The following is a 26,058-nucleotide window of genomic DNA, read 5'->3' as shown; positions in this document are numbered from 1 at the left end:
GAAATCAGGAGCAATTATACGGACAAAGCGGTCAATAGTCAGTGTTAACGGCCAGATTGCCTGAAATCAGAATGCCCGTTTACTTTCCAGGCGAATTTCCCAACCGTCAATCTTGGGGTTATCGGTTAGCGGATAGGCTAAATCGACATGTATGACCTGGCCATCCCGTCGGGCATGCGGGGTAAAAAGCCTCAACCCCAGACCGACAGATTGCAGCCAGCCCGGTTCTATGTTTTCCCGCGGTGTACTGCCGCTGGTTTTGCCGCTGTCGATAAATAGTGCCGCTCCCATATCAAATAACCGGTAAAGGTTGATCCCCGGGTAATACCTGAGCTCACCGGTAAATAAAGTACTGTTTTTGCCGTGCTGATATTGCAGCGGATAGCCCCTAAGCCCCTTGCCGCCACCTAAGGCGACGGGCAGATCTAAATACTGGTTATGGCTGAATTTGGAGATGCTTTTAAAATACAGTGTCCAGCGATCTGATAAGACATGAAAAAGTTCGCCGGAGACTTGGGTTAATAACCGGGTGTTGCTGCCATGGTGCCCTTCATGCCTGGCCGATAACAATAAATGGGAATCTTTAAACAGTTTATAACCTTTATGTAGGTCGGCCCGCCATAAAATATCGGCGCTATTTTGCTTATCTGTGGTGCTGATACCTAAGCTCGATGTTAGCTGCCAGCCCAGGTTGACATCTTCGTGCTGGCTGATCAGTTGCAGGTTTCTCAGTGTCCGGTAGTCATTTTCGATATATTCAAGACCCAGCCAGGGATATAAAAAATATCTGTCTTGGGGTAATTCATTGTCCGGGATATGCTTCGCCGGGTCTTCCCGTTGGCTGAAGCTGTGCTTATCCCGGGTGATGCCCAGCTTATACCTGAGGGAGTAGCCCGGTGTCTGTTTTTTTAGCCAGCCGAAACTAGCGGTTTTATAGTTGATGTCATGGCGAAAAACCGTGTCGTTTTCACCGTTTTGGTAAATGGTATCTTCCCTTTCCTCATCGTTGAAACCAAGTGTAAAGGCATTACTGCTGCTGAGACTGACAAAAGGTTTAGCTAAAAAAAGGGATAACTGTTTGCCGTCATCATTGTCTGATATCCGGTAACTGGCCTGGCTGTGATTGTGTAAAAACAGCGGTACATGGCCGTCAAATTTAAAACCGCTGCGCTGTGAGTTGGAGAAAGACTTGATTTCGGCGTCTATGCCTAACCCCAGAAGATTCCTGTCTTTAAGCCCTATGGAAAAGCGATTTTCACCGCCTTTACGGCCTAAGTCGAGAGAGGGTAATAATGACCAGTTATCCCAGACTTCAATCCTCACCTGGTTGCCGGCTTTATCCATGGAAACTTTGGCTTTATGGAGGTACTTTTTATCCCGCAAGTGCCGCTCCAGCTGGTCCAGGTCATCTTGTAAGAAACGGCATTTTTTTGTGAAAAATGCCGACTCGTTTTTTAAGGTGACTTCTTTGGTTTTGATATGTAAAAAATTGGCCCAGCGATGGAAGAAGTAGGTTTGCGGCTGGTTCTCATCGAAGATAGGGTGGCTGATAAAAATAAACTCAGGTTTGGGGCAGGGGGCTGTGTCTGTGTTGGCCAAAAGGGGATAACTTACCAGCGGTAAGAGGAAAAAATTTAAGTAAGATAAATAATAACCAATTCTGGCCGGAAACATTCGGGCCTCACCATTACTCTCTCTGCTTAACGGAAATATGAATCTTCACATCCCCCCACAGCAGGCAGGAACCTAAGTGGAAAATCGACATCAACACAGCATAGTTCCATTCCAGGATATTTTCTCGTTCAAAGGTGCTATTGCCACTGTAGGAAAGGAACAGGCTGATCAAGCCCAGGGTTAAAATACAGATCACTACCCCTATCTGGTAGCGTATCACGGCGATATAAAGGGGGGAGAAATGCTGTTGTTTCGTTAATTTAAACAGCTCATTTACCATGATCATTTGTGCAAAGGGGGTGAGGGTGAAAAAAAAGATGATGCCGTATTGGCGCATATATCGGTAGATACGACCGTCGGTCCCCAAAAAGTCGGCATAGAGGATCAGAAATAAGGACGCTATGATGCCTAGGCTGCACATAATGGTTGCCGGCCTTAAGGCTTTTCCGGCCAGCTGATTCAGCCATTGCCGGGCAATGAGCCAGTACCCGGCTAAAAATACCGCCTGGACTATCATGCAGGCGCGAAAAACAAAAATGGCATTGCCGCGCCGTGCTGCCCGGCTGATAGAAGTGCAACCGTCAAGGTAGGGAATACAGCTTGGCACTAACTCGGCGGTGGCGCTCATGACATAAACCAGGTTCATCACGATAAGGGGTAAAAACGTGACAACGATAGCGAGTGTTTTTGGCTGCATATCTGCAAACATAATCAGGGGAACGCTGACCTGATTATAGGTAATAACCCGTGGTCAGGTATTGAAAATTTACAGTTTGACTGGACTTTTAGCCGTTAATATTGAGGTTATACAAACAGATGAAGGAAAAGATGGCTAGATAAACTCACCTTTTTCCTCAGTCGGTAACGTTTTGCCCTAAGCCCGGGTAGGTTTGCCCGGATAAAGCTTAAAACGGATGAAAAGGATGAAATTCATTTAACATTTTTTGCATTGGGTATTTTTTGGGGTGAAATCAGCGATATTCCCCTGAGCGTCAAGGGATAACTCGCAACAGTCGCTAAAGCGTTTGTGCAGTTGCTCCCGGGCTTTTTGTACCCTGGATTTCAGGGTCGAGTATTTCAGTTGATTTTGCTCGGCATAACTCTTTTGCGACAGGCCGTTGATCTCGATTTGCGTTAACAGTTCGGCGTCTTTAGCGGTTAGCGACTGGATAAAAGGGGTTAGACACTTGGCCAATTGTGTATGTACGCCGGGCTGCTCTTGCCGGTACCAGAGTTCATCGTCCCCCAGTTTTTGGTCTCTGCTTTTTTGCCGGTAAAAATCAATAATTGTTCGCCGGGCGATTTGAAACAGCCAGGCATTAATGCTGGTGTTATCTTTAATGGTTTTCAAGTTCAGGTATGACTTGATCAGTATTTCCTGTAACAAATCATCGACATCGGCGGGGTTGTTGATGTTGGCATGAAGAAATGCTTTGAGATGGTTTTTATATGCTTTCCATATTTGTTCGATATTCATAATGTCATACCCTTAGCCCCACAAGTGCTCTGCCAAATGTCATATTTTATTATTAACCACTTGGATAGTAAAAACCGATATCATGTCATAACTTGCTTTTTCGCCAAAGTAGGCGTTTCTTATTTCAGGTCAATATCCCTAACTTTTTTCCCCTTTACACTTGCTTCATTAAGGTAAAAGTTAAGGTAATAGCGAAAGTGACAGCCAAGGCAACAGCCGGGCCACCAACGCTAAGATTAAATTAAGTAAAGGAGTAAACCTCTATGAGCTCAATTCCAGATTATATGACCTGTCAGCACCGTCACTGCGATGATGTTTTTTCTGCTGCCGAATCTGCCGTTGCCATCGGCAATTGGCCGTTGGCACAAGAAGAATGGCAAATCTTTACCCGGGAGCTTGAGGCACATCTTGAAGCGGAAGAAACTATTTTATTCCCCCGTTTTGAACAGGCGACCGGCATTACCCAGGGGCCTACTATGGTGATGCGCGGCGAACATGAGCAAATGCGCGCCCTGGTGCAGCAATTAAACCAGGCATTGGCAGCCGCCGATCAGGAAGTTTACCTGGGCTTGTCGGAAACCCTAATGGTGCTGATGCAGCAACATAATATGAAAGAAGAAATGATGTTGTATCCCATGAGTCAGCAGCATATCAGCGATGGTGATAAAACGTTAAATGACCTTAAGGAATATTGCGAACAAAGCGAAGCCATGGCGGTTTAGGGGCAGGAATAACTTGAGTGCAAGCCATGGATGAAATTTATCTTGATGTCAGTGAATTGGCTCCGCCGGATCCCATGAGTAAAATCCTCATGGCCCTGGCTGAGCTGCAAGCTGGCCAGTATCTTAGGGTCGCGCACAGCCGCGAGCCGGTGCCACTTTTTGAAAAGTTGCAGCCTGCGGGCTGGGGTTATTCGTGCCAGGCGAATAGCGCCGATGTTGTCAATCAGGGCGGAGCGAAACAAAACACAGCTATCCGCTATTTTATTTATATCTACCGTTTAGCCGAGCAGGATAGGCTGCTGGATTATCTGTTGGCAACGGATAAAACACGGCTATGAAACTCAGCGGTTTATCTTTTTCTGTGATGCCGCCGTTAACTGTCCCGTTTCGTTATTTTATTAGCGCGGCGTTGATGGTGATTTTGCTGGCGGGTTTTATTTTTTTTGCCGGACCGGATCCCTGGCTTAGCCGCTGGCATCCGGCCATGCTGACCATCACCCATGGTTTTACCTTAGGTTTTATTACCACGGTGATGATGGGAGCATTATTGCAGTTGCTGCCTGTGGTCGGCGGGGTAGGTATTCCCAAGGTACGCTTAGTTGGCGGAGCCTGTCATGTGTTGCATGTCTGCGGCAGTGTGACTTTGATGTTAGCTTTTATCTGGCCGCAGCCGCAGCAGTTTTTTTTGATGCAAACGGCGCTGGCACTTTTGCTTACGGGGTTTTTCTTATATTTGGCAGCGGTGGCCTGGGTGTTATCGCAAAAGCTGAGCCAGGGGGCAACGATAAATGCCATCCGCCTGGCGGTATTAGCTTTAGCCGTTACCGTGATCTTGGGGGGCTTGCTGCTTAGCCGCAATTTAGGCATTGAGTTTATTTCCGGACACAAGGTTTACACCAATTTACATGTGTTCGCCGGGCTGGCGGGATGGGTAGCCATGTTGATTATCGGGGTCAGTTTTCAGGTGATCCCCATGTTCCATGTTGCTCCTGATTTTCCCAAATGGCTGAGCCGATCGTTTCCCTTGCTGATTTTAGTCCTTTTGTTTTGGTTATTTGAGCGGGGATTAAACAGCGTTAACAGTGGTGAAGGTAGTGGTGTGCTGAATCAACCCGTACAGCTGTTATTACTGCTTAACTGTCTGTTTGCTGCTGTTTTATTGCGGGTAATAGCCCGGCGTAAACGTAAGGTGCCTGACAATACCCTGGATTATTGGCGCTTATCGTCGGTGAGTTTATTTGTGATCACCGCCGTTTTCCTGATCCCAGAAGATGCTCTTCCTGAACTGTTTAACAGCAAAAAACACATGTGGCTGATGGCGGCGTACCTTTATTTTTATGTGCTCTCGGTTATTCAGGGATTGCTGTTAAAGATCTTGCCTTTTTTAAGTTATAACCATTTGCAGCAACAGTGTTTAATGAATTTTCAGGCGATGCAGTATTTGCCTAATATGCATGAGTTGTTACCGAAAAAGTATGGCCGCCTGCTTTTTATCAGCCATATATTCAGCGGTTTGGGTTTACTGGTGACAGTGCTTTATCCTGCCTTTTACTGGCTGTTTGCACTGTTACTGCTGATTGAATTTAGCGGCTTATTTTATTTGATGCTTAAAACCCTGGTTTTATATTTGGGCTGTAAAAGTAAAATGGCAAAACTGGAGTTGGTCAACGGTTAATTAAGGTAATGAAGCCATTACTTTTTTATGGGGGGCGTTTTTTGAGCTTGTCCTCAAGTTGTTGTGATATAGAAGATACTAGGTTAAAACTAAGCACAGGCGTTTGAACATAGCGCTTGACTTAGGCATAAAAAATAACCATGATCCCCAAAATAAAGGGATGAGTTGTAGAGGTATGATTTTAATATGGCAAATTTTTCAGGAGCGCATTTAAAAAGTCTGCGCAAAGAGGCGGGGTTAACACAAAAAGAGCTGGCGTCGAGAATCGGCCTCAGTCGTGAAACCGTTGTTGCCATTGAAAATGAATATGTCGGCTCTATCGATAAGCTCAGTATAGAAGTTGTCAACTCCTGGTGGGCAGTGTGCCGCCGCACAGTTTCTGCAAAAACCAAGGAATCTTTTAAAAGCCAGATCTTAAGGTTTTTCAACTTTCAAAATTCATGATACTGAATTTATATCTGCGCAAGTTATTTACTCCGATACTGGTTATTACTTTTGCGCTAATAGGTGTCTATACCTTTGGTTATGCCGAATATTTTGATCGTTGGTTTTTAGTTGCCCTGATGCTTTGGGGCCTGATAAAAATAAAAAATCGTGACGTCAATATGGCGGGTCTGATTCTCATTATTATTCTTGTACGCTCTCTTGATGAGATAGCTTATTTGATAATCGACTTTGATGTTAAACTCATCATTTACTTATTGGCCGTCGCTGTCCTATACAAGTTAAAGTACGATAAATTAGTACTTCTCTTCTGTGCGCCCTTATTAACTTTAATCGTACTGGTTGAGTTCTTTTGGTTTTTTACCGGTTATCCTGCGCCAAAAATATACTTCTATGTTTGTATGCTTTTGCTTAGTTTAGTCACTCGGCATTTGTTGTTTATGCGTGTTCCCCTAACCGACCGTTTGCTTAAGGGAGGGAAGTCTTTACCGTTAGACTGGAAGTTTTATGGGCTATCAAAATGGAGTGTTTTCATTCTTGCCGCCATGCTGGCGGAGTATTTGATTAGACATTTGACCGTTTTAAACCCGTTACATGTTTATCAGGTTTATCCTGTTTTTATGCATGCTATTGCCGTTACTTCACTTTTTTATCTCACCGAAGATTACTTACGATCTCGTTTTATTTTAACCGCTTGATCCGGGAGTAAACGGAAAAAACGGGTCTCATAGGGCATGTCTTTGCCTTGTTATTTTTTACTCAGATAATAGTTGAAGTGGATTGAATTCCACTCTTTATCACTATTACTGGAGAAAAAATAATGAACCTACCTAAATTGGCTACTTTACTTTTATGTTTAGTTATATCTACCTCGGCTACAGCTTTTTCCTTAAGTGTGGGAGATAAATGCGTATCACCGCTAACGTTTAATGTCGGCGGAAAGCGAGTACCACCGCTGGCGGTTAATGTCGGCGGCAAGCGTGTACCGCCACTGGCGGTTAATGTCGGCGGTAAGCGTGTACCGCCACTGGCAGTTAATGTCGGCGGCAAGCGTGTACCGCCGCTGGCGGTTAATGTCGGCGGCAAGCGTGTACCGCCGCTGGCGGTTAATGTCGGCGGTAAGCGTGTACCGCCGCTGGCGGTTAATGTCGGCGGTAAGCGTGTACCGCCACTGGCGGTTAATGTCGGCGGCAAGCGAGTACCACCGCTGGCAGTTAATGTCGGCGGTAAACGTGTACCGCCACTGGCGGTTAATGTCGGCGGCAAGCGTGTACCGCCACTGGCAGTTAATGTCGGTGGTAAGCGAGTACCACCGCTGGCAGTTAATGTCGGTGGTAAACGTGTACCGCCACTAACATTCAATACATAGGGTAAACGTGTATTACCAAAGGCTACAGAAACTTCGCTTGGCTAGGTGTTTTTTGTAATGCTAATAAGTTAAAAAACATAGAAAAACAAAATGTGCAGCACATTCCACTTTGTATAATGTATAGTACTCCACTATCAGCGAGGATGCTGGAGTACTATCGACAGGTTTGTTTGATAATGAGTCGTAACTTACTCACAACATCTTCAACCAACTCTGGCATTACTTATTTAGTGCGGCTTTCAGAGCTCTGTTACAGCTAAGTTAGTACCTATGTGATTAAAAGGATGTAGTCGTGACACCTGCAAAAATAACTGAATTTTTCACCTTACTTAAGATGGTCGGTTTTGTCGACAATACCGAGTATCAAGCCCGGGGTGATGCCAGTGTCTCCTATTCTTTTGGCCGTTTAATGTATAAAAACGGTGCACCTGCCACCTCTCAGGGTACAGGTTATCAAAAACGTTTTCTAATTGATTATTTACCTGAATGGTGTGTGGCCTACGCGGAAAACGGTCAGTTTAAACTTTCGGTATTTTCACAAAAATGGGGGGACGACGGTATCCCCGTGACTCATGAAAATGTCATGCCCTTCATTACCGCTGCACAGTTGCTGATGTATGTGCAGGAATTGCAAAAAATTTCTCATACCAAGGCGCTTATGGCGATGAAAAAAGCCCAGCAGGAAGAGCCAACCATTCACTCCCCGGTCACACAGCAATATTATTAATCATCCATATAAGTTGCTTGATACTTTCTTGTGTTGTATATCGATTGGGCCTCCAGTAGCCCTGGTGGATACTAGGTATCTATCACTAAGCAGACTACAATTACATCAGGTAAACGAGACTAAAGGTGGTCGCTATGTCTCATATTTATGGTCTGGAAAAAACACACATGGCGGTGTTTAATTTGGTCGGGCCGGGCTCGATGAAAAGTCGTTTGGAAAATGCCGTGACTAGTCACTTGCTGCATATCTGTGTTGAAGCCGATATTCCAAAAGAATTGTCTGATGATTACCGCAATATTGTTGAGACGCTTTTGCCGCGAGGTAAGCATTCTATCATATCTAAACTATCAGAAGTCGAAGCTGAACATTACGCCCAGAAGATAGTCGTTTTGCATGAAAAAATGGCGCATATCGTTCACTAACCAGGGAGGTTTGGCGGTAAATATACAATACCGGCAATTCGTCACTAAATTGCCGGTTTGCCGGTAATTATCTGTTGCAGCCAGGCTAACCTGCAGATTCACATTAATACATAAAGTTTGCATATTCGTTGCACATTCCCTTGGCATAATTTTTTCATCTTAACCAAGATAGATGGAAGATAGGTGTGATAAATAAAAATACAATTTCGTTGACCGGCTTGATCCGGCAAAGTGTGTGTCCGCTGGTGATGGTAAGTGTATTAACCGCTTGCGGCAGTTCATCCAGTGATGATGCCGGCAGTGACAGTACAACAGAAACTAACACTTCAACCCCGACAACTACCAATACGGCGCCGGTGGCAAATGCCGGTAGCGATCAAAGTGTTGTCACCGGAGAAACCATAACCCTCAATGCCAGTGGCAGCTCAGATGCCGACGGTGACAACCTGACCTATAGCTGGTCTGTCAGCTCTATGCCCTCTGGCAGCAATATCAGTTTAAGCAATGCCAGCAGTGAAAGCGCCAGTTTTATTGCCGATGTCGATGGTGATTATGTCATTGCCTTAGTGGTTAATGACGGCAGCGAAGACAGTAGTGTCGATAGCGTCACCATTAGCAGTGCCACACAAAGCTCAGACAACACAGATCCGGTGAGCAGCAATGATGTCTGGGTTGTTAATGAAAGCGGTGAAGCGTCAGCTGTGCTTACCACCAATGGCGCCGATATTTTAGTGAATGTCGGGAGTGTCACCACCACTACGGTAGATGATAAAGATTACACCTATATCCAAACCAGCGGTGTACCGGCTTACCGGGTCACCATGACCCAAGAGATGGTAGACAGCCTCAATAACCGGCCAGATGCCGATCAGGCTTTTATCAGCGGGGCCACCAGTGCCAGTGCTGGTGATGTGATTGAATTCGGCCAGGATATCGGTTACGACGGCAATGAAGCCGGATGTACTACCGGGGCAGGTTACGGCTACTGGCCGCCGGGGCCGGTTTGTCCTGAGGATATCAATGCCGAAGTTTATCTGCCAAAAGAGCCTGAGCCTGCAGCAGAAAATTGTGAAACCGGCATGTCGACCCAGGGGCTTTGGGTAAACGGCGCTGCGGTCTTTACCTGGAGTGATGGTCAAAGTTATAACAACCAGGGCGTGTGGCAGTCATTGGCGCCGATCCAGGAAGTGTATGATGTCGATATCTGTGGCGGCCATGCTGCCAACGGCACTTATCACCAGCATCAGTACTCCAGTTGTCTGGCTGATTTGGTCGGCGATACCGGCAATGGCCATTCACCCATTTATGGTTATGCTGCCGATGGTTATCCCATTTACGGTCCCTGGCAGGCTGATGGTGTGCTGGCAAAAAGCAGCTGGGTTGCGCGGGATTATGAGAGTGCCGACTCCATCACCGGTTGCGGTGTTGCCGGAGAGCGTAGTTGTCAGCTGGTGGACAGTTTAGATCCCAGTGCGGGCACCACAGCGGTTACCACCGGGCCGACGACAAGCGACCTTGTACCTAATCTGACCGGCCTGGTGGAATTTACTGCTGTATCCGGCTTCTACTTTGAAGATTATTACTGGGATTCAAGCCTTAGCGGTGACGAAGTATTAGATCAGCACAACGGACATAGCGATGAAACCCGTGGTTATCATTATCACGTTACCCTGACCGAGGACAGTGATGGCAAGCAGACTCCAAGTTTCCCGTTTATCTTCGGGCCTGAGTATTACGGTGAACTGGCAGATAACTCGGTTGCCGCCTGTGGCTTTACCGGTGGCGGCCCGGGTGGTCCACCACCTCGCTAAAGGAGTGATAATTATCCAAGCGATTAATCCGGCTATCTCAGCTAACGGATAGCCGGTTTTTCAACTTTATTAACGAAAGGTATTCATATGAAAAACTATGTATGGCTGTTTGCCTTGATAAGCTCTGTTGCCCTGGCCGCACAAGAAAGCACACAAGTAACTGAGCAAGAGGCAGTAAAGGCAGTATCACAGCCAGGTAAGAAAATGGCTTTGGGTATGCAGCATAAAATGCCGATGGCAGGTGCTATGACGCAGACTATGCCTCAGGCAATGCCAGGGCACGAAGCTATGATGGATCACAGCCATGAACCTGTGGCTATTCCTGCCAATTTACCTGTGCCTAAACTGGAGGTCGCCTTATACAAAGATGAAAAATCCGGTTTTAACTTACATCTGCAATTGGCAGACTTTGAACTGGAAGCGCCTGAATTTGCCTCCAAAAAACCGTTAAGTTATGTACAGGGGCATGCGCACTTGTTCATTAACGGTCAAAAAATCCAGCGTGTTTACGGGCAATACCTGCATTTGCCCGCCACGTTATTCAAACAAGGTATTAATCAGGTGATGGTGACCTTAAACAACCATGATCATAAGATCTGGAGCCGGGATAAAAAGCAAGTAGTGGCTTCTGTGTTTCTCGATGCCGGTAAAGAGCAATTTATCAAGCACAGCTTCAGTTCATCACCTTTACTTGCCAGCCGTTAAGCTTATACCTAAGCAAAACGTTCCCGGCGAAGGGCAGGTTACCAGAATTTGTAATAACCGTATTTATGACGCACCTTTAAACGGCGAAACAGGTTCAGGGGCTTGCGTTTTAAATGTTTCATGCCGCTGTCAACCAAAGCGTCGGTAGCATCGATTACCCGGTGGCTGGATTTACCGTCCATATAAGGGTGAATAAGATTGATATAATCTTCTATCGCCGACATCAACTCTGCAGGCTTAGTAAGTGCCTGCTCAATCGCCTGCTCAATGTCATCGGCGTCTGTGATGTTGGCCAGGTGCGGACCGGGCACACGGTTTTTAAAGGTGACCGCGGGTTTTTGCTGTAATAAAAACTCGGAAATAATCGAGGAAGTGTCCGATAACATTAAATCAGCTTCCTGCAATAGCGGGATAATATCGTCGGTCTCGACAAAGTGTAAATTGTCGCTTTGAAGCGATTTATATTGGCTGACAATCTCTGGGTCCATTTTTGGATGGAAGGTGATCAGCCAGTTCCAGTCTTCCCGCTTTGACATGCGCTTGACCTGCTCAAACAAGTGGTAGGCGGCGCTTAATGCCGGGGTGAAGGTGGAAGTCATCAGGATCACCGGCTTCTTGGCTTGCGGTGTCTGTGCGTCACTATTACCGGGGAAAAACGGTTTGGCGGTAAAAGGCTCAAATAGGGGATCCATTTTACTCCAGCCGGTTTCTACCACTTCAAAGTTTTGGTGTTCTTTGGCCAGTTCTTTAAACGGCTCTGTGGTAGACGGCCCCTGGGTACAATAGAGATCAAAAAAACCTCTTAAGCGGAAATGGCCTTTGTTTTCATCGCGTTTTTGCGCGTTAAATCCGTGGAACAGTTGCACTTTAATACCCGGGAAAAAATCCGGCACGGTATTACTGGCAACAAACACCGCACTTGGGTTGTAATCCATGACTTCCTGCACCGTGGCCAGCTGTTTTTCATCTTCGTTAAGGTAATCGGCATATTGCTTTTGGTTCAGGAACCAGGCGACCTCATCTCCCCGTTCGCGAATGGCCTTTTGCAAGGGGCGAACAATAGATAAAGAATAAAGCTGGGAGACAAAAAAGAGATATCGTTTCATATAAGTCCTGGTGCTGAAATATCCTGGTGATTCCGCAGATAACCCCTTGTTGGGGCCATATTTTCCGGCGATTTTACCACTTGCGTTCTTTTTTGGGAATGCGCTTGGCAAATAAGTTTTGGCCATTATGTTTTTATGCGGTAACCGGGATATTTCCGGTTTCTGTTCAGCTTAGGTTCAGGTTCAGTCTTTATACTTAAAGTACAATCCGCGACACCAGGGTTTAATATGAAAAAGTCAGCAACCTGGTTACTGGTACCGGCAATTTTGCTGAGTGCCGGTTGTGCATCTCATCATGGCGGTCATCACCGCTCCGGTCATCACGGACATTATCCCCCAGTTTCAGGGCATGTTTCTATTCATAGCGGTTATCACAGCAACGGCGGGGCTATTTTAGGGGCGTTGATCGTCGGTGGTATTATTGGTCATGTTATTACCGAGGCGGCCCACGAACATGATGCCGAGCATGAAGCTGAAGCGGCCAGAAAAAGAACAAAAAGCAAACCGACCGCCGTGCAAACACCTGACCGGGGAAGCAAGGGAGAAAGTGAAAACCAGGCTGAAACCGCCCCGAAAGCCGAAAGCAACAGTGAGCAAAATAAGTATTATCAGTTGGGCAAAGATGACAATTGTTATTTAATGGAGAAAAAAGGCGAACAAGTGATCATTATCGCCAAAGTTCCCCGGTATCCTTGTAGTGAATAATGACCTGAGTGTTTAACTGCCTGTCGGTGGTTAACCGCCAGGCAGTATCTTGCTAGTTCTTCACCCAGGTAAAGCGTGCCCGTAAAGGCTCATGATCGCTTAAGCCGGTAAAGTTGGTTAATTCCCCGTATTCTGCCAGGGTGAGGCTATAAGGGTTGTGCTGGCGATTAATATAACCTAGCTGATCTGTGCTGGAGCTGAAATGGCCGTCGCAGTTGCTGATGGCTTTGTCGCTGCCGCTGATCATATCCTGACAACCCAGGGTCATGCCGGTTGTCGCCAGAAAGGTCTGCCAGATCTCCAGTTGTTCGTCGGCATGGGGATAATCCGACCATTTGTTGTTGAAGTCACCGCCGAGGATCACGGTAGCGTGGCTGGAATAATTATTGATAAAGTCTGCCAGCTGCTCGAATTGTTTGCGGCGGGCTTTGACATCATCATCGTCCCGTCCGGCATCCATATGGGTGTTGTAGATATGCACGGAAAAGTTTTCGGTAATTTCATGTACCGCTACGGTAAAGCCTTTTTCCGTTAAACAATCGGGGTTGCTGTCGGTTAAGTCACCATGGCAGCTGTCAAATTCTTCCAACTCGTGAGTGGCCAGGGTGTAATCATCGTCATCGCGATTTGCCATGTTAAAGGGAAAATCGGATAAACGTATCAGGCCATCGCCGTATGAGGTCATACCGCCGCGCCAGTTTTTGGAGCGGTAGGGGTAGCTGTCGATACTGAGACGGCTTTCGTCGCGTAGATAACCATGTTTGGTTTTACTGAACATTTCCTGCATCAGCACGATATTATAGTTGGCATTGTCGAGCTCACTCAGCAGGTTTTTGAAGTCGGTATTGCTGTTGCCGCCGATACACTTGGGGAAGCCGTCGATGTTATACACCACGACATCAAAGCTGCCGCTGTTGGCATCGGCTGGGGCTGCACCTGTTTGATAATCCAGGCCGCGGCTGTCTTTGGTGCCTGTGGGGGTAAACTCATAACCGCTGATGCTACAAGCTGCATAGGCAAGGTTGCTGCTACAAAGCAGTGCCGCGGATAAGGCGAGTTTCAGGGGAAGTTTTTTAGTCATATATCCATTTCCTTGTGGTTGTTATTTTTCCGGGGTTGGTGCCCGAAAAACAATCTATCCGTGTTTGTTTTTTGAGTCAATTGCTTGTCGGGCCAGTTAACAAATAATAACAGGTAGTCCAGTTGTCAGGGGTTTTAAGAAGCAAAGGGATAAGCTGTCTGAAGGTATGCAACAACATCAAAACCACAGTAGCGACAGGGCTGTGGTTGCTGATGTTTGTGATGCCTAGTTGATGTTTAAGATATAGGTGCGCACCGCCATACCTACAGGACCCTGGCTAAGAAATAAAATGGCAAAGCCCGCCAGGGAAATGATCGCCGCTGCCAGTTGTCCCATGCCCGCGCCGATAGCGCCACCGATAATCGCGCCAATCATCCAAGTCAGCTCTTCACTGGAGTTTTCCAGGGTAATATAGGCGCCAAGTAAAACGCCAAGAATCCCGCCTGCTTCGGTGCAGGTTTTCTTAATTTCCCCTTCGGGATCGGCATACAAATGGTAAGCCAGATGTAATATAAACAGGCTTATTACTCCGCCGATCACAGCGCCAATGACAGGGTCTACTTTCAGCCAGGTAGCATAGTCGATGCCTACCACACCACCGCCACTGGCGACAAGAAAATAGGCCAGGGGATGTGCCCCGGTTGTGTTGGCTGGTTGGGTGTTAGTGGTCATTGTCTCCTCCCGTTTAGCAGAAGTTGTTTCATTTCTTGTTGCTGTCTTGCCGTTAAGGGGAAGGCAATTACCCGGTTGCAAGAGGCAGCAGCCGTTGCTACTACTTCTTTATTCAGTGCACTGAGAAGGGAAAATATCTCACCTGCAAAGAGAATTATAACTAGCGTGAATCGATTACTCTGTTGGGAAAATATTTGCCGGGGGGGTTATCCGGGAAGAGGCGGGAGCTGCTGCGCCTGCTTTAAGGTGCAGCAGCCAGGTTTGCTGTTTTTCAATAAAAGGTTTACGTTTTAGTCTTGCGTTGCCTGGTCGAAACAAATCAGTTTAGGCGTGATCTGTATTTCTCTCTGGTTTACCCGAATAGCCAGCTTTTGCCCGACAGTAAAACCGGCCTGCCTTAGCCACTTCCCCCTGAGCACAATGCAGGGTTCAAGATTAACCGGTACATAGTTAATGCCTATGCCGCGGGTTTTTACCGCCGACTCGCAGCTGGTTTCCAGCACGGTAAGTTGCCGATAAATGGGATATTTTACTTTTGCCGAGGCAAGCTCTGGCGTATGATGATATTCAGCCATGGCGTACTCCTGTGAAGTTCGTTGTGGTTAGCGGCCTCTGGGTGTTGGTGCACTCAGGGGTTGCGACTTGTTATGTATTAACGGCAGATATAGAGGTTGCTGTTAATACTGTTAATGAAAGAGAAATATTGAAGTGGGCGCTCTCCTTTTGTGAGTGGATCGCACTATAAATAAAGACTATTCCACTGGATAAAGCAACAGGGAATGGTCTTTTTTTTGGGGATAGATAAAGATATTTCTTGAGGGGAATATTTGGGTTTTTAAGTAAAGGATTTGAGGCAAGGGTCTTCAGTTAAAGCTTTGTCTTAATCTTTAAAAACTGATAAAAGCATATAGTGATAAAATGCCCGAGAGTCTTTTTCCCGGGCGGTTAGAGATTAGTGAGTGTTCAGCTCTTGATAAGCAGCGGGGACATTGAGGGCTGGATGTACCCAGTCAAACAGGGCATATCCGCGAAAGTTATCCATTTTTACTTTTTGGATAACCTGCTCCTGGCTCAGGCCTTTGCTAACCGCTTGAGTGACCTGCTGCTTAACTTCTGCCAGATAATCAATATTCCATTTTATTGCGCTTTTATCCACTACATGGCTGTGTCCCGGTATTACCTTGGTATCTTGTGGCAGCGCCTGATACAGGGAGGTTAAGGTGGTTAAAGTATCGCTTAAGTGCCCGTCCAGCAGCCAGGGCAGGCCGGGTTTTTGTGCCACTATGGCATTGCCGGTCCAGACAACGTGTTCTTTTGGCAAATAGACAAATAAATCGCCACCGGTCTGGGCAAAGCCGAAGTCTTTGATTTGCACCTGTTTATTGCCTAAGTCTATGGTCAGGGCGCCTTTCTCTTCTATTAAGATATCCGCTGTTGTCGGGGTAACCTGCTCCATGCCGCGGTTCTTACCGAAGGTGTTGATCATAAAATCAACGTCTTTGGCAAAATGCTGCTGGATATAGGCCTGGGTATTTTTATGCTGAATCAAGGTCACAGAATCGTCCAGCAGGTAATTGCCGTAGGAGTGATCGCCGTGAAAGCTGGTATTAACGGCGTAAAGTATCGGCTTGTCGGTAACGGTTTTCACCAGGGTCAATAATTGCTGGTGTAATCTTTTATTCAACATGGTTTCTACCAGCATTACACCTTTGTCGCCGACAATTACCCCGGCGCTGGTGGCAAGCGGCAGACCTTTAGGGGCGAAATCGTGGGCCCTGTCGTCATAAACGGTATAAACGCCGTTATCGATCTTTTCTATGGCGAGGTTAACGGTGTTGGCGTCCCAAACGGGATCGGCGGCATGTGCCTGCAGGCTGAATAATCCGGCCAGGGCCGGGATAATAAGTTGACGAAATAACATCATAAATTCTCCGTGTAATATGCAGGGTTAAACGTATGTCGGCACTTAGGTGTCGGCACATCAGGTTAAAAAGTGAGTGGAATGATTTAGGCTAAATAAATCAGCCGGTGGTTAATTGGTGTTTTGCTTAAGGGCGATGGTGCTGGCAACAAGTGCCAGTAGCCAGAATACAGGCCCCATGATCCCGGGCCATAAGGCTAAATGCCCCGGTACCAGGATAAAGAGGATAAAACCTATATCGGTGGCGCTGACCATGATCAGGTTGGCCCAGTAGCCCTGACGGTCGTTTTTCCAGTTATAAAATACGGCTATGGCCATGGCGGCCAGGGCAAAAAACAGCAGGTTCCAGCCGCTTTGGAATAACCGCCCCTGTATCATATCAGCTGGCAGGTTTTCCCCCATCTGGTAAACAATCCAGGCGGCTTTGATATGCAATAGTCCCCAGATAAAGTAAAAGGCAGCTGCGAGCTTGGCCCAGTGTGATGATGTCATCTTTTACTCCGATAAATGCGTTGATATCCTGACAACTAGTCTATAGATTAGCCTAAATAAATAAATGCAAGAAAAAGAAACGCTGGGTTTCCAAAATGAAAGATCTTTCCCGTTTGATGTTAACGTTTGCCCAGGTGGTGAAAACCGGTAGCTTTACCGGGGCTGCCCAGGTTTTGTCTGTTTCCAAGTCGGTAGTGAGTAAGCAAATAACGGCCCTGGAAGCTGAGCTGGATATTGCCCTGTTTTACCGTAACGCCAGAAAACTGCAGCTGACGGAAGCGGGGGAGCGCCTGTATCCCCATTGTCAGACGCTGGACCGTGAGTTACACCGGGCGCTTGCCGCCGTTAAAGAGGTCAAGGAGGAAGTTATCGGAAAACTGTCGGTGACTTTACCGGCGAGCATGGCAATCGCCGGTTTCGGGGAGACCCTCAGACTGTTTCAGCAGCAACACCCTGATGTTGATTTGCATATTCATGTCAGCGGGCAGCAGCTCGATATGATTGACCAGGGGATAGATCTGGCGCTGAGGGTCGGGCAGCTTAAAGACTCTGAGTTGATCTGTAAAAAGTTGCTCGACAGCCAATATCTGGTGTGCGCCAGTCCGGCTTATCTGGCAGACAGGGGAGATATTACCGAGCCTGAACAATTAACCGGGCACAATTGTTTGATTTTTACCGGCGGCAGTTTTTCTGCCCGTTGGCCGTTTAGGCATGAAAACGGCAAACGTATCAGTGTTAAAGTATCCGGCAACCTGCACAGCAATGAACCCAGGTTTCTGGTGGATGCTGTGCTGGCAGGGCAGGGGGTGATGTTCGGGCCGTCGCATCTGTTTAATGCTTTTATCAGGCAGGGACTTATGGTGCCACTTTTGGCGGATTTTAGTATTCAGGATGTCGGTTTTTACGGGGTTTACCCTAAAGGGGCGATGCAGGCGAAAAAAGCCCGGTTATTACTGGATTTTATTATCGAGCATTGCCAGAAGTGGTGAGTCAATGCCCGATAAATGCTGATTTATTCGTTTGCCCTAAGCCCTATCAGGCAAAGTTAAAGGTGTGCTTGATATGCTGTTCGAAATCTTCCGGGCTTAGCGCTTTTGCCTGAGGCAGGAAGGCTTCGGCTTCAGTGCCCACCGGAGTTGCAATAGGCGCCTGCTCGTTTTCCAATACCGACTGTACCGCCTCGGCCACCGCAACGGGGGAGGGACCCTGGTTGATTTTTTCAGCCACCATGGGAACGAAATGTGCCACTTGGGCCTGGGTAATGGCATGCGTTAACTGATGGCTTTTTTCCAGTTGCCGCTCAGCACAGACGGCCGAAACTTGAGTCATTGATAAATAGCTACTTCAGGTTAACAGGGCCCAGATTATAACGGTAAAGCCGCTTGAGCAACATGAAAACTTCCCGGCTGTTTGGGATTATTTGTTGATATTGCGCAAGGCTGGTGTAATGGTCAGTAATATGCTTAGAAAACTTTATGTTATCTTGTTTATATCAGTGAAGGAGCCGAGAATGACAGAAAACCCGAGGTTAAATCAGCAAAGCCAGTCAAAAGCGTTATTATCGGATCAGCAAATTATTAAAAGCTGGCTGAAAAATGCCGCCCCCTGGACTGCGGCGATTGATAATGACGAGATTACCAGCCGGGTAGAGGTGACTAATCTGGCGGTGATAGAGCTACTTTTGACATTATGCTCACAAAAATGTTCGAAGAGGCAGTCGTTGAAGTTGCTGGATCTCGGCTGCGGTGAGGGCTGGCTGATACGGGCGCTGGATAAAGCCCTACAAAAGTCGGGTGATGCCGGTGTTATTGATATGTTAGGTACTGATGTTGTGCCTGAACTTATCGCAAATGCAGAAAAACAGGGAGTCGGCCGTTTTAAAACCTTAAGTTATGAAGCCTTGTCTTTTGAAAACCTTCAGGAAAAGTTTGATGTGATCGTCTGTAACTTTTCCCTGCTGGGGGAGCAATCCGTTAACCGGGTTTTTGCTCAGGTGCAGGATTTACTTAACAATGAGGGGGTTTTCGTTGTGCAAACCCTGCATCCCGTTAGCGCCTGCGGCGATCAGCCATACCGGGATGGCTGGCGCAGCGGCAGCTGGCAAGGGTTTAGTGAAGACTTTGTTGACCCGCCTCCCTGGTATTTTAGAACCTTGCCTTCCTGGCTGGCATTGTTTACGGACAATGGCTTAACGTCGCCGGAGATTATTGAGCCGAAAAGGTGCAACAATAGTGCGCCTTTGTCGGTCATATTTGTTGCCCAAAAAGCTTAATTGCAGCTATACAAAGCTAAACCGGCTAAATAATCATGTTTTCTTACAAGGAGCGGACTATGTTTGAAATTGCAGCAATTGATCACCTGGTGCTCAGAACGGCACAAGTCGATGAGATGGTCAGCTTCTACTGTCAGGTGCTCGGCTGCAGTGTGGAACGCATTGTCGAAGAAATCACCGAAGAAATCACCGAAGAAGCCGAGGGGGTCGCCGGTAATGAAAAAATAACTGCTCTGACCCAGTTACGCGCCGGTAATGCCTTGATTGATTTAGTTGATGTCAGCAGCAAACTGGGCAGGGCCGGAGGAGGAGCACCGACAAAAACAGAGCAAAACCTCGATCATTTTTGCCTGCAGCTAAAAGCCATTTCCAGCGGCGAAATTAATGATTATTTAACTGCTAAAGGGATAAAAGTCGGCCAGTTTCATACCCGTTACGGCGCCCAGGGATTTGGGGATTCGGTTTATATCCAGGATCCCGATGGTAATACCGTTGAACTCAAATCACAGCAATAAGGTGATGAAAGGGCGGCCGCGTGGCGTTATGATAAAGCGCATATAGGTTTTATGAAGTGGAAAATCTGATTTTGAATAGTAAAACGCAACAGCAGGTTAGCATAAGAATGGCCCAAAAAGAGGACATGGCCTGGGTTAATAACCAATACCTGAGCATAGGGTTTAAATTGTCTGATTTTGAGCGGGAGCTGATTGCCATTGCCGAGGTTAACGGCGAAAAAGCCGGACTGGGCCGCCTGCAATTGATAGAGAAAGGCATCGCCGAGCTTGGCGGCATGTATGTAAAGGATAGCTTTCGCGGTTTGGGTGTTGCCGGACGTATCGTTGATTACCTGGTAAAAAATGCCACAGACTATCAGAAAATATACTGTTTACCTTTTGCCCACCTGCAGGCATTCTACCAAAAGTTTGGTTTTGCTCCCGAGCAGGAGTTAACTAAGGTGCCCAGGGTTGTCCTTGAAAAGCACAATTGGTGTAACAACAGCTATGAGCACAAGACTTTACTGTTTTCCCTGACCCGGGATATTTAGCACTTGGTGTTTACGCAAAAGTCATTTGATAAAAAATAAGTCATGTTTCCCCCGGATATCTGATTCACATATTCCCTGGCGTGTTTGTTATTGGCGATAGCCCGCGGTTTAAGCCAGGGCAAATTTGCTGCCTGTATTTTTGCAAAGGCTGGCGGTGGTCGCGCTTAAACAGAAATAAAACAGCATTAAGGGCAGGCAGGTTTACATGGACGTTTACAGGTATATTTGATTAAATTACCTGATTTATAAGTAATATTTCAAATTACCTGTGGAATCATGAATTTGACCAACCACCCCATGAAGATCATAAGTGCTGGCAGCCCTTTAGGGAAAACCGCTTTTTCAGCACTGCGCCAAGCCATGTCGGCCTATTACCCTCTCTCTGAACAAACCTGGCTGGAGTTTACCGGTATTTGCCAGCTGCTCAGTGTTGAAAAAAATCAATTCCTTTATCAGCAAGGCCAGTTACCAGACTCTTTTGCCTTTGTTTATTCCGGTTTGTTCCGCTTGTTTATTGCCGATGAAAAAGGCAACGAATACAACAAGATGTTTTTTGATGAAGATACCTTTCCCGGCTCTATGGTGGCCCTGCTTAAGGGGCAGGTGTCACGCTTTGCTATAGAAGCCCTGGAGGAATCGACTGTGGTGACCATTAACTTTAACGGTTTTCGCCGGTTATTGGCGGCCAAAGAAGATTTGAAAATGTACCATATTCATTACCTGGAGCAGAACTGGTTGATTGCCAAAGAGGCAAGGGAGGTTGCCCTGGTGCAGGAAGAGGCGCAGGCGAGGTATTTACGGTTTTTAGCCGAATATCCAAAGCTTGAATCCCGGCTGCCGCAATACCATATTGCCTCGCATTTGGGTATCACCGCGACCCAGTTAAGCCGGATTCGCAAACAGCTTGCCGGGGAATAGTTTTATTATTTACCGGTAAAATCAACATAGGTAAATGACGGTAGGCTCAGTGCCCTTTATGCTGGCGGTATGATTTATTTATCTTTACTTGCGCTGATCGCAGGCGCGGCAATTGCGACCCAGACCAGTATGAATGCCCAGTTAGGGGTGATGCTGAAAAATCCGTTACTGGCCACCAGTGTGGCGTTTGTCAGCAGCATCTTTTTTACCTTATGCGGTGTGCTGCTGGTGAACCGGGAAATTCCCAGTGTCGAGGTGATCCGTGAAGTACCTGTGTATCTCTGGTTTGCCGGCGGGGCGTTCAGTGCTTTCGGACTGGGCTGTTTTTATTACCTTATTCCTAAAATGGGCATAGGGGCCATGTTATCTGCCGCCTTAACCGGGCAGCTGTTACTGGCGATAGTGGCCGGTCATTTCGGTTGGTTTGATTTGCCGGTCAAACCGATCACTGTGGCTAAAATGGCCGGGGTAGCGGCACTTATTAGCGGTATTATTTTGATAAACAAGGGGTAACAAATGATCTTAACCGAGCAGGAGCTAAAGCTGGCCAACCTGGATAACCTTACCCGCTTATGGCAGGCCATGGGCGCCAATAGCCTGATGTTGTCGCCTGAGCATAAGGGGTTTTTATCACGCAGTTGGCCTTACCGTTTTTGGCATGAACAGGCGGTGGCTGTACCGGGCAGGGAAGTATCACAGCCTCCTGGCTGGCTTGATCATTTGGCAAGCTTACCTGTGAATACCGTGATCCCTGTGTGGCCTTCACTCTATGACGGTCATAAATCTCTGGAGCAGGCTTTAATGGATGCCGGCTATATGCATTCGCTTGAGTTAGTGGCTATGGCCTTGACGCCTGGCGAAGACATGGGCAAAGGTATCGGCAAAGGCGAACAGCATCATGCAGCCGGCGGACTCAGGCTGACAACCTGTGCCAGTGATGATGAAATTAAACGCTGGAGCCGCATCGGTAGTGAAGCATTTGGCTATGAAATCGACTTTACCGTGGTACAGGCCCTGGCTGAGAATAGCGATGCCCGGGTGATTCTGGCTTATGAAGAGGGGCAGGTGGTAGCAACGGCGTTATTGTTTCACAGTTCATACAAAGGGGCCGCCATTACCGGTATTCACCAGTTGGGGGTCGCGGCAAAATACCGGGGCAGGGGCATTGCCCGCCAGCTGATGTCGCTATTGCTTGCACAAAGCGCAGCGGATACGGATTTTTTCTGTTTGCAGGCATCGGCCATGGGGAAAGGTTTGTATCTAAGCTTAGGGTTTAAAGAACTGTTTTTGCTCAATAACTACCGGAAAAAGCCTTAGCCTGATGATGGCATTCGCTGTGTTACGGCTTTTATTGAAAAACTATGGTGTACAAGGGCAAGGTTAACACCGCTTTTTAACCAGGTGTGCCGGTTAAAAAGCGGTGAGTTATGACTTAGAAAGTCATTTTGGCACTGATGGCGAAGGCCCGGCCAGCTTCGGTCAGGTGCTGTTTGGAGTCCCCTTCACTGTGTCCGTTAGCGTTGGCATAACGGATATACTCTTTATCGGTGAGGTTAGTGGCAGATAAATTTATCATTATCTCATCGCTCAGCTGATAACTCATTAATAAATCCAGGCTGCCGTAACCGGCAATTTCAGACTTGCCTTCCGGCACTTTAGTCATTTTGTTGGCCCAGTTTAAAATCAGTTCGGCGTTGAGTTTATCTCCCAGATATCCTATGCCGGCGATACCCGATAACGGGCTGATGGTTTCGATATACTCATTGGTTTCATCGTCTTTGCCGTGCTGGTAGGAAGCATTGAAAAAGACGTTAATTTCATTACTGAGATCATAATTTATGGCCGCTTCTATGCCTTTAATGGTGACGGCATCAATGTTTTGATACTGGAAGGTATCGTGTTGGTAAGCAAAGCTGCCATCGTCATTCATGACCGACTCACTGTCGGTTAAAGTCGTGGCCAGAAACTGATCATACTTGGTGTAGTAAACCGCGGTATTAAAGGCAAAATCGCCTAAGGTGCCCCTTAAGCCCAGTTCATAACTGTCGCTTTCTTCCGGCGACAGGTCGTCGCTGGGGATGACTTCATAAATATAACTGGAGCTTGCCTGGTTATAATGCTCGATATAAGCCAGATCATAGGCGGGTACCTTAAAGCCCTGGCCATATTGGGCGAATAAACTGATATCGTCCGATAAGCGGTACAGGGCGCCGAAATTAAAGGAGGTATGGTTTTCATCGATTTTAGAGAAAGTATTGATGCCGTCGGCTTTTAATGCTCCGTTGGGATCCATACTGTAGCGGTCAAACCTTAAACCTGGCGTTAACGTGAGCTGGCCTTCGAGCAGGGTTATTTCATCGTTGACGAAAATACCGGTGCGCGAGGTATCTGTTTTCGGGAATTTTTCGTCGGTTAAGTCCCGGGTAGATTCACCGGCCACTTCCCGGTATTCGTGCACCAGGCGGCTGCTTTGGGTTTTTTCGATATCCAGGCCGTAACCCAGGGTATGGCTTGGGTTAAGCTCAAAGCTGGCATTTGACAGGAAGCCAACCGTGTCTTGCTGGTATCTGGAGGTTTTCCACATATCCCGTATTTCGATAACGCCGAACATAGGGGCATTGATATCTAATTGACCGTATTCCTGATCCCTTTGGATGGTTTTATTCTTATACAGGCTGACATTGAGCAGATCATAAAAACGGGTGCCGCTTTCGCTGTGGTAGCTGAGCTGATAAGACTCTGTGGTTTTATCATTGTTGATATTCTCGTCAACAATCTGGTAGCCATACTGTCCCAGACCGCGGAAATAGGCAAGCAAACCGTCGGCACTATCGCCCTTGCTCTCCTGTTGCCAGTGCTCTGTGGTGAAGGTCAGGTGATCCTGGTCGTTTATGTTGTATTTGGCCTTATAAAAAATATTGTCGGACTGGATGGTAAACGGCTGTTCGCTTTCATCATAATTTTGCTGTTCTTTACCGTCGCGGTAGTTAAGGTTGAGCAGGTGCTCGAAATCGCTATGGGCAAAAGCCAGTGTGGTACTGATACTTTCCTGCTCTGTGCTGTGGTCGTAGCCGGTTTTTACCGAGCCGGCAAAGGTTTCTCCCTGTCCCAGGTAGTCACTGGCATCTTTGGTGGTAAAAACAATAATGCCGCCTAAGGCATCCGAGCCGTAAAGGGATGATGCGGCTCCTTTGGCCACCTCCACCTGTTTTAAGGTATCGGTTTCGATAAAGCCCCGGCCGACAATGTCGTTTAAGCCGTCGGCGCCGTAACCTTCATTCATGCGCATGCCGTCTTTGATCATCAATACCCGATCGCTGCCCATGCCCCGCACCAGGATATTTTGGGCACCGCCGGCGCTGCCGGTTACCTCTACCCCGGGCGCATATTTAAATAACTGGTTCATGTCCGTGACCACTTGTTTTTCAATATCCTGTGCGCTGACGACTGAGATACTGCCGGCAACGTCTTTAAGTGCTTTTTCAGTGCGGGAGCCGCTGATGACGATCACTTCCAGATCCTGTGCGATATCCTGGGTATCGTCAGCTATTTCGGCATAACTTGGGCTGGTGAACAATGCAGTTGAGATAACACAAGCTAGCACCTTAGGTGTTGGCTTAAACATGAGATTTTTCCTTTTAAGGTAATAAAGCCCGCAATGACCGGGTTTGCTTTTTGCGCCGTCGCGTAACCTATTGTGCAGTTACCTGGCTAGGTTGCCGCTGATTTTTGCGTGATAACAAACAAGGTCTAGTTTACATTTTCGGGCAGGTTTGGCTTTCAGATGCTTTTAATAATACAAATTATTTTGAGAATGTAAACTAAAATGAGAATTATTTGTATTTGCGTTGAGGTTTTTTCATAAATAGTCTAAAGTGCGCGACAGATTATTGATGTAAGTGAATTTTAAACCGTTTAGAGGATCATTTTGTGAACATTCAATCACTGGAAAATATCATGGCGCAGTTGTCACATTTGCTGATGGCGCCGGTTATTTTAATTATTGTGGCTTTGTTGATTTATGCCATTTATGCCCTGGGAGGATTTCTCGGGCAATATTCGCTGCGTAAAAAATATGCCCCTATTTATGTGATGCAGGTGCAGACGGGGCAAACCGACTGGCTTAAGGGGTATCCGGTACATAATTATTTTGTTAACAACCCAGAGGCCAGTGAAGATGAGTTGGAAGTATATGCCCTGAAAAAGCTGGAAACTCTGCGTATCGTCACCCGTATCGCTCCTATGCTCGGCCTGATTGCCACCATGATCCCTATGGGACCGGCATTGCAGGCACTGGCGGACGGCAATATCCAGGGGATCAGTGAAAACCTGATCATCGCTTTTGCTGCTGTTATCTGGGGGTTGGTGATTGCCTCATTAACTTTCTGGCCGGCGAGTGTGAAAAAGCGCTGGTGTGCCGATGAATTGATCAACATCCGCAAGCTTAAGGGGAGGTGTTGATGCGGTTTTTAGAAGAAGACGAAGAGCTCAACCCTATTGTCAGTGCGGTGAACCTGGTGGATGTATTTTTGGTGATCATCGCCGCTTTGCTGATTGCACTGGCGCAAAATCCGCTTAATGTTTTTAGCGAAGACGATGTCACCGTGGTGAAAAATGCCGGTAAACCGAATATGGAAGTCATTGTGAAAAAAGGTAAAGAAATCAAAGAATACAAGGCCAATGGTGAAATTGGCTCAGGCGAGGGTCTGCGCGCCGGTGTCGCCTATAAAATGGCCGACGGTAGTTTCGTTTACGTACCAGAAGAAGGTGTGCCGGAAAAAAGTGGGCCGGAAGGCGAGCAGGCGCAAGGGGAATAAGAG

At 47.1% G+C, this 26,058-nt stretch carries 31 protein-coding genes; 20 read left to right on the top strand and 11 right to left on the bottom strand.

The genetic code is table 11. The features are described 5' to 3' along the window. Window positions 1-66: 66 nt before the first annotated feature. The 3 genes from QL234_RS15900 to sigZ all read right to left on the bottom strand — a co-directional run bounded on the left by QL234_RS15900 (window position 67) and on the right by sigZ (window position 3,151). The gene (locus tag QL234_RS15900; protein WP_281558803.1) at window positions 67-1,674 is read right to left on the bottom strand and encodes a hypothetical protein; all 1,608 of its coding nucleotides are present in this window, start codon (window positions 1,672-1,674) and stop codon (window positions 67-69) included. A gap of 13 nt (window positions 1,675-1,687) precedes the next feature. Then, window positions 1,688-2,371 carry a hypothetical protein gene (locus tag QL234_RS15895; protein ID WP_281558802.1) on the bottom strand — a complete coding sequence of 228 codons (684 nt, stop codon included), beginning with the start codon at window positions 2,369-2,371 and terminating at the stop codon, window positions 1,688-1,690. A gap of 237 nt (window positions 2,372-2,608) precedes the next feature. Continuing rightward, on the bottom strand, window positions 2,609-3,151 hold the full coding sequence (gene sigZ / locus QL234_RS15890) for an RNA polymerase sigma factor SigZ (RefSeq protein ID WP_281558801.1): 543 nt from the start codon (window positions 3,149-3,151) through the stop codon (window positions 2,609-2,611). 263 nt (window positions 3,152-3,414) lie between these two features. Between sigZ and QL234_RS15885 the strand changes: the two genes are divergently transcribed. The 10 genes from QL234_RS15885 (at window position 3,415) to QL234_RS15840 (ending at window position 11,026) form a co-directional block, all read left to right on the top strand. Then, a complete protein-coding gene (locus tag QL234_RS15885; RefSeq protein WP_281558800.1) occupies window positions 3,415-3,873 on the top strand; it encodes a hemerythrin domain-containing protein in 459 nt (152 codons plus the stop codon). Window positions 3,874-3,899: 26 nt separating this feature from the next. Continuing rightward, entirely contained in the window at window positions 3,900-4,211 is a 312-nt protein-coding gene (locus tag QL234_RS15880) for a DUF2249 domain-containing protein (RefSeq protein WP_281559010.1), read from the top strand. After that, a complete protein-coding gene (locus QL234_RS15875) occupies window positions 4,208-5,548 on the top strand; it encodes a hypothetical protein (RefSeq protein ID WP_281558799.1) in 1,341 nt (446 codons plus the stop codon). Before QL234_RS15880 ends, QL234_RS15875 begins: the two co-directional genes overlap by 4 nt. Window positions 5,549-5,734: 186 nt before the next feature. Continuing rightward, on the top strand, window positions 5,735-5,992 hold the full coding sequence (locus tag QL234_RS15870) for a helix-turn-helix domain-containing protein (protein ID WP_281558798.1): 258 nt from the start codon (window positions 5,735-5,737) through the stop codon (window positions 5,990-5,992). Continuing rightward, a complete protein-coding gene (locus tag QL234_RS15865; protein WP_281558797.1) occupies window positions 5,989-6,690 on the top strand; it encodes a hypothetical protein in 702 nt (233 codons plus the stop codon). The genes QL234_RS15870 and QL234_RS15865 overlap by 4 nt, the downstream gene beginning before the upstream one ends. 122 nt (window positions 6,691-6,812) lie before the next feature. After that, complete coding sequence (locus tag QL234_RS15860) at window positions 6,813-7,361, top strand: hypothetical protein (RefSeq protein WP_281558796.1); 549 nt, start codon at window positions 6,813-6,815, stop codon at window positions 7,359-7,361. A 292-nt stretch (window positions 7,362-7,653) separates the two neighbouring features. After that, window positions 7,654-8,088, top strand: a complete 435-nt coding sequence (locus tag QL234_RS15855) for a hypothetical protein (protein ID WP_281558795.1) — start codon at window positions 7,654-7,656, stop codon at window positions 8,086-8,088. Between the two features lie 134 nt (window positions 8,089-8,222). After that, window positions 8,223-8,510: a hypothetical protein gene (locus tag QL234_RS15850; RefSeq protein WP_281558794.1), complete on the top strand. Its 288-nt coding sequence runs from the start codon at window positions 8,223-8,225 to the stop codon at window positions 8,508-8,510. A 185-nt stretch (window positions 8,511-8,695) separates the two neighbouring features. Further along, entirely contained in the window at window positions 8,696-10,321 is a 1,626-nt protein-coding gene (locus QL234_RS15845; protein WP_281558793.1) for a YHYH protein, read from the top strand. An 87-nt stretch (window positions 10,322-10,408) separates the two neighbouring features. Further along, window positions 10,409-11,026, top strand: coding sequence for a hypothetical protein (locus tag QL234_RS15840; RefSeq protein WP_281558792.1), 618 nt, complete (start codon window positions 10,409-10,411; stop codon window positions 11,024-11,026). A 38-nt stretch (window positions 11,027-11,064) separates the two neighbouring features. Here QL234_RS15840 and QL234_RS15835 read toward each other — a convergent pair whose 3' ends face one another. Continuing rightward, entirely contained in the window at window positions 11,065-12,132 is a 1,068-nt protein-coding gene (locus QL234_RS15835; protein WP_281558791.1) for a UDP-N-acetylglucosamine 2-epimerase, read from the bottom strand. Window positions 12,133-12,360: 228 nt separating this feature from the next. Between QL234_RS15835 and QL234_RS15830 the strand changes: the two genes are divergently transcribed. After that, window positions 12,361-12,837 carry a hypothetical protein gene (locus tag QL234_RS15830; protein WP_281558790.1) on the top strand — a complete coding sequence of 159 codons (477 nt, stop codon included), beginning with the start codon at window positions 12,361-12,363 and terminating at the stop codon, window positions 12,835-12,837. Between the two features lie 52 nt (window positions 12,838-12,889). Here the strand turns inward: QL234_RS15830 and QL234_RS15825 are convergent, their stop codons facing one another. From QL234_RS15825 to QL234_RS15805, 5 genes are all read right to left on the bottom strand, one after another. Next, window positions 12,890-13,918 (bottom strand): endonuclease/exonuclease/phosphatase family protein, encoded by a 1,029-nt coding sequence (locus tag QL234_RS15825; RefSeq protein ID WP_281558789.1) that lies wholly within the window; start codon window positions 13,916-13,918, stop codon window positions 12,890-12,892. Between the two features lie 225 nt (window positions 13,919-14,143). After that, complete coding sequence (locus QL234_RS15820) at window positions 14,144-14,590, bottom strand: hypothetical protein (protein WP_281558788.1); 447 nt, start codon at window positions 14,588-14,590, stop codon at window positions 14,144-14,146. 290 nt (window positions 14,591-14,880) lie between these two features. Next, window positions 14,881-15,165: a SymE family type I addiction module toxin gene (locus tag QL234_RS15815; protein ID WP_281558787.1), complete on the bottom strand. Its 285-nt coding sequence runs from the start codon at window positions 15,163-15,165 to the stop codon at window positions 14,881-14,883. A 377-nt stretch (window positions 15,166-15,542) separates the two neighbouring features. Then, window positions 15,543-16,514, bottom strand: a complete 972-nt coding sequence (locus QL234_RS15810) for an MBL fold metallo-hydrolase (RefSeq protein ID WP_281558786.1) — start codon at window positions 16,512-16,514, stop codon at window positions 15,543-15,545. A gap of 108 nt (window positions 16,515-16,622) precedes the next feature. Continuing rightward, window positions 16,623-17,003, bottom strand: a complete 381-nt coding sequence (locus QL234_RS15805) for a hypothetical protein (protein WP_281558785.1) — start codon at window positions 17,001-17,003, stop codon at window positions 16,623-16,625. A 95-nt stretch (window positions 17,004-17,098) separates the two neighbouring features. Between QL234_RS15805 and QL234_RS15800 the strand changes: the two genes are divergently transcribed. Then, window positions 17,099-17,992 (top strand): LysR family transcriptional regulator, encoded by an 894-nt coding sequence (locus QL234_RS15800; protein ID WP_281558784.1) that lies wholly within the window; start codon window positions 17,099-17,101, stop codon window positions 17,990-17,992. A gap of 46 nt (window positions 17,993-18,038) precedes the next feature. Here QL234_RS15800 and QL234_RS15795 read toward each other — a convergent pair whose 3' ends face one another. After that, a complete protein-coding gene (locus QL234_RS15795; protein WP_281558783.1) occupies window positions 18,039-18,332 on the bottom strand; it encodes a hypothetical protein in 294 nt (97 codons plus the stop codon). Window positions 18,333-18,513: 181 nt separating this feature from the next. Here QL234_RS15795 and QL234_RS15790 point away from each other — a divergent pair, with 181 nt between their 5' ends. The 6 genes from QL234_RS15790 to QL234_RS15765 all read left to right on the top strand — a co-directional run bounded on the left by QL234_RS15790 (window position 18,514) and on the right by QL234_RS15765 (window position 22,555). Continuing rightward, window positions 18,514-19,275: a class I SAM-dependent methyltransferase gene (locus QL234_RS15790; RefSeq protein WP_281558782.1), complete on the top strand. Its 762-nt coding sequence runs from the start codon at window positions 18,514-18,516 to the stop codon at window positions 19,273-19,275. Window positions 19,276-19,334: 59 nt separating this feature from the next. Beyond that, window positions 19,335-19,790: a VOC family protein gene (locus QL234_RS15785; protein WP_281558781.1), complete on the top strand. Its 456-nt coding sequence runs from the start codon at window positions 19,335-19,337 to the stop codon at window positions 19,788-19,790. Between the two features lie 107 nt (window positions 19,791-19,897). Then, entirely contained in the window at window positions 19,898-20,320 is a 423-nt protein-coding gene (locus QL234_RS15780) for a GNAT family N-acetyltransferase (RefSeq protein ID WP_281558780.1), read from the top strand. Between the two features lie 276 nt (window positions 20,321-20,596). After that, window positions 20,597-21,238, top strand: a complete 642-nt coding sequence (locus tag QL234_RS15775; protein ID WP_281558779.1) for a Crp/Fnr family transcriptional regulator — start codon at window positions 20,597-20,599, stop codon at window positions 21,236-21,238. Window positions 21,239-21,307: 69 nt separating this feature from the next. Beyond that, entirely contained in the window at window positions 21,308-21,751 is a 444-nt protein-coding gene (locus QL234_RS15770) for a DMT family transporter (protein WP_281558778.1), read from the top strand. A 3-nt stretch (window positions 21,752-21,754) separates the two neighbouring features. Further along, entirely contained in the window at window positions 21,755-22,555 is an 801-nt protein-coding gene (locus QL234_RS15765; RefSeq protein WP_281558777.1) for a GNAT family N-acetyltransferase, read from the top strand. Window positions 22,556-22,670: 115 nt separating this feature from the next. Here QL234_RS15765 and QL234_RS15760 read toward each other — a convergent pair whose 3' ends face one another. Continuing rightward, a complete protein-coding gene (locus QL234_RS15760) occupies window positions 22,671-24,863 on the bottom strand; it encodes a TonB-dependent hemoglobin/transferrin/lactoferrin family receptor (RefSeq protein ID WP_281558776.1) in 2,193 nt (730 codons plus the stop codon). 305 nt (window positions 24,864-25,168) lie between these two features. Here QL234_RS15760 and QL234_RS15755 point away from each other — a divergent pair, with 305 nt between their 5' ends. Both QL234_RS15755 and QL234_RS15750 read left to right on the top strand, forming a co-directional pair. Next, complete coding sequence (locus QL234_RS15755) at window positions 25,169-25,699, top strand: MotA/TolQ/ExbB proton channel family protein (RefSeq protein ID WP_281558775.1); 531 nt, start codon at window positions 25,169-25,171, stop codon at window positions 25,697-25,699. Further along, complete coding sequence (locus QL234_RS15750) at window positions 25,699-26,055, top strand: DUF2149 domain-containing protein (RefSeq protein WP_281558774.1); 357 nt, start codon at window positions 25,699-25,701, stop codon at window positions 26,053-26,055. Before QL234_RS15755 ends, QL234_RS15750 begins: the two co-directional genes overlap by 1 nt. The last annotated feature ends 3 nt before the right edge of the window (window positions 26,056-26,058 follow it).

The organism is Thalassomonas sp. RHCl1 (genome assembly GCF_947387555.1).
In the GTDB taxonomy this organism is placed as follows: Bacteria; Pseudomonadota; Gammaproteobacteria; order Enterobacterales; family Alteromonadaceae; genus Thalassomonas.
This window is presented reverse-complemented; position numbering and strand designations above follow the sequence as displayed.

Coding starts and splice junctions, on each gene's coding strand:
- QL234_RS15900 (WP_281558803.1), bottom strand. CDS start 1,674: ATGTTTCCGGCCAGAATTGGTTATTATTTATCTTACTTAAATTTTTTC.
- QL234_RS15895 (WP_281558802.1), bottom strand. CDS start 2,371: ATGCAGCCAAAAACACTCGCTATCGTTGTCACGTTTTTACCCCTTATC.
- sigZ (WP_281558801.1), bottom strand. CDS start 3,151: ATGAATATCGAACAAATATGGAAAGCATATAAAAACCATCTCAAAGCA.
- QL234_RS15885 (WP_281558800.1), top strand. CDS start 3,415: ATGAGCTCAATTCCAGATTATATGACCTGTCAGCACCGTCACTGCGAT.
- QL234_RS15880 (WP_281559010.1), top strand. CDS start 3,900: ATGGATGAAATTTATCTTGATGTCAGTGAATTGGCTCCGCCGGATCCC.
- QL234_RS15875 (WP_281558799.1), top strand. CDS start 4,208: ATGAAACTCAGCGGTTTATCTTTTTCTGTGATGCCGCCGTTAACTGTC.
- QL234_RS15870 (WP_281558798.1), top strand. CDS start 5,735: ATGGCAAATTTTTCAGGAGCGCATTTAAAAAGTCTGCGCAAAGAGGCG.
- QL234_RS15865 (WP_281558797.1), top strand. CDS start 5,989: ATGATACTGAATTTATATCTGCGCAAGTTATTTACTCCGATACTGGTT.
- QL234_RS15860 (WP_281558796.1), top strand. CDS start 6,813: ATGAACCTACCTAAATTGGCTACTTTACTTTTATGTTTAGTTATATCT.
- QL234_RS15850 (WP_281558794.1), top strand. CDS start 8,223: ATGTCTCATATTTATGGTCTGGAAAAAACACACATGGCGGTGTTTAAT.
- QL234_RS15840 (WP_281558792.1), top strand. CDS start 10,409: ATGAAAAACTATGTATGGCTGTTTGCCTTGATAAGCTCTGTTGCCCTG.
- QL234_RS15835 (WP_281558791.1), bottom strand. CDS start 12,132: ATGAAACGATATCTCTTTTTTGTCTCCCAGCTTTATTCTTTATCTATT.
- QL234_RS15830 (WP_281558790.1), top strand. CDS start 12,361: ATGAAAAAGTCAGCAACCTGGTTACTGGTACCGGCAATTTTGCTGAGT.
- QL234_RS15825 (WP_281558789.1), bottom strand. CDS start 13,918: ATGACTAAAAAACTTCCCCTGAAACTCGCCTTATCCGCGGCACTGCTT.
- QL234_RS15820 (WP_281558788.1), bottom strand. CDS start 14,590: ATGACCACTAACACCCAACCAGCCAACACAACCGGGGCACATCCCCTG.
- QL234_RS15815 (WP_281558787.1), bottom strand. CDS start 15,165: ATGGCTGAATATCATCATACGCCAGAGCTTGCCTCGGCAAAAGTAAAA.
- QL234_RS15810 (WP_281558786.1), bottom strand. CDS start 16,514: ATGATGTTATTTCGTCAACTTATTATCCCGGCCCTGGCCGGATTATTC.
- QL234_RS15805 (WP_281558785.1), bottom strand. CDS start 17,003: ATGACATCATCACACTGGGCCAAGCTCGCAGCTGCCTTTTACTTTATC.
- QL234_RS15800 (WP_281558784.1), top strand. CDS start 17,099: ATGAAAGATCTTTCCCGTTTGATGTTAACGTTTGCCCAGGTGGTGAAA.
- QL234_RS15795 (WP_281558783.1), bottom strand. CDS start 18,332: ATGACTCAAGTTTCGGCCGTCTGTGCTGAGCGGCAACTGGAAAAAAGC.
- QL234_RS15790 (WP_281558782.1), top strand. CDS start 18,514: ATGACAGAAAACCCGAGGTTAAATCAGCAAAGCCAGTCAAAAGCGTTA.
- QL234_RS15785 (WP_281558781.1), top strand. CDS start 19,335: ATGTTTGAAATTGCAGCAATTGATCACCTGGTGCTCAGAACGGCACAA.
- QL234_RS15780 (WP_281558780.1), top strand. CDS start 19,898: ATGGCCCAAAAAGAGGACATGGCCTGGGTTAATAACCAATACCTGAGC.
- QL234_RS15775 (WP_281558779.1), top strand. CDS start 20,597: ATGAATTTGACCAACCACCCCATGAAGATCATAAGTGCTGGCAGCCCT.
- QL234_RS15770 (WP_281558778.1), top strand. CDS start 21,308: ATGATTTATTTATCTTTACTTGCGCTGATCGCAGGCGCGGCAATTGCG.
- QL234_RS15765 (WP_281558777.1), top strand. CDS start 21,755: ATGATCTTAACCGAGCAGGAGCTAAAGCTGGCCAACCTGGATAACCTT.
- QL234_RS15760 (WP_281558776.1), bottom strand. CDS start 24,863: ATGTTTAAGCCAACACCTAAGGTGCTAGCTTGTGTTATCTCAACTGCA.
- QL234_RS15750 (WP_281558774.1), top strand. CDS start 25,699: ATGCGGTTTTTAGAAGAAGACGAAGAGCTCAACCCTATTGTCAGTGCG.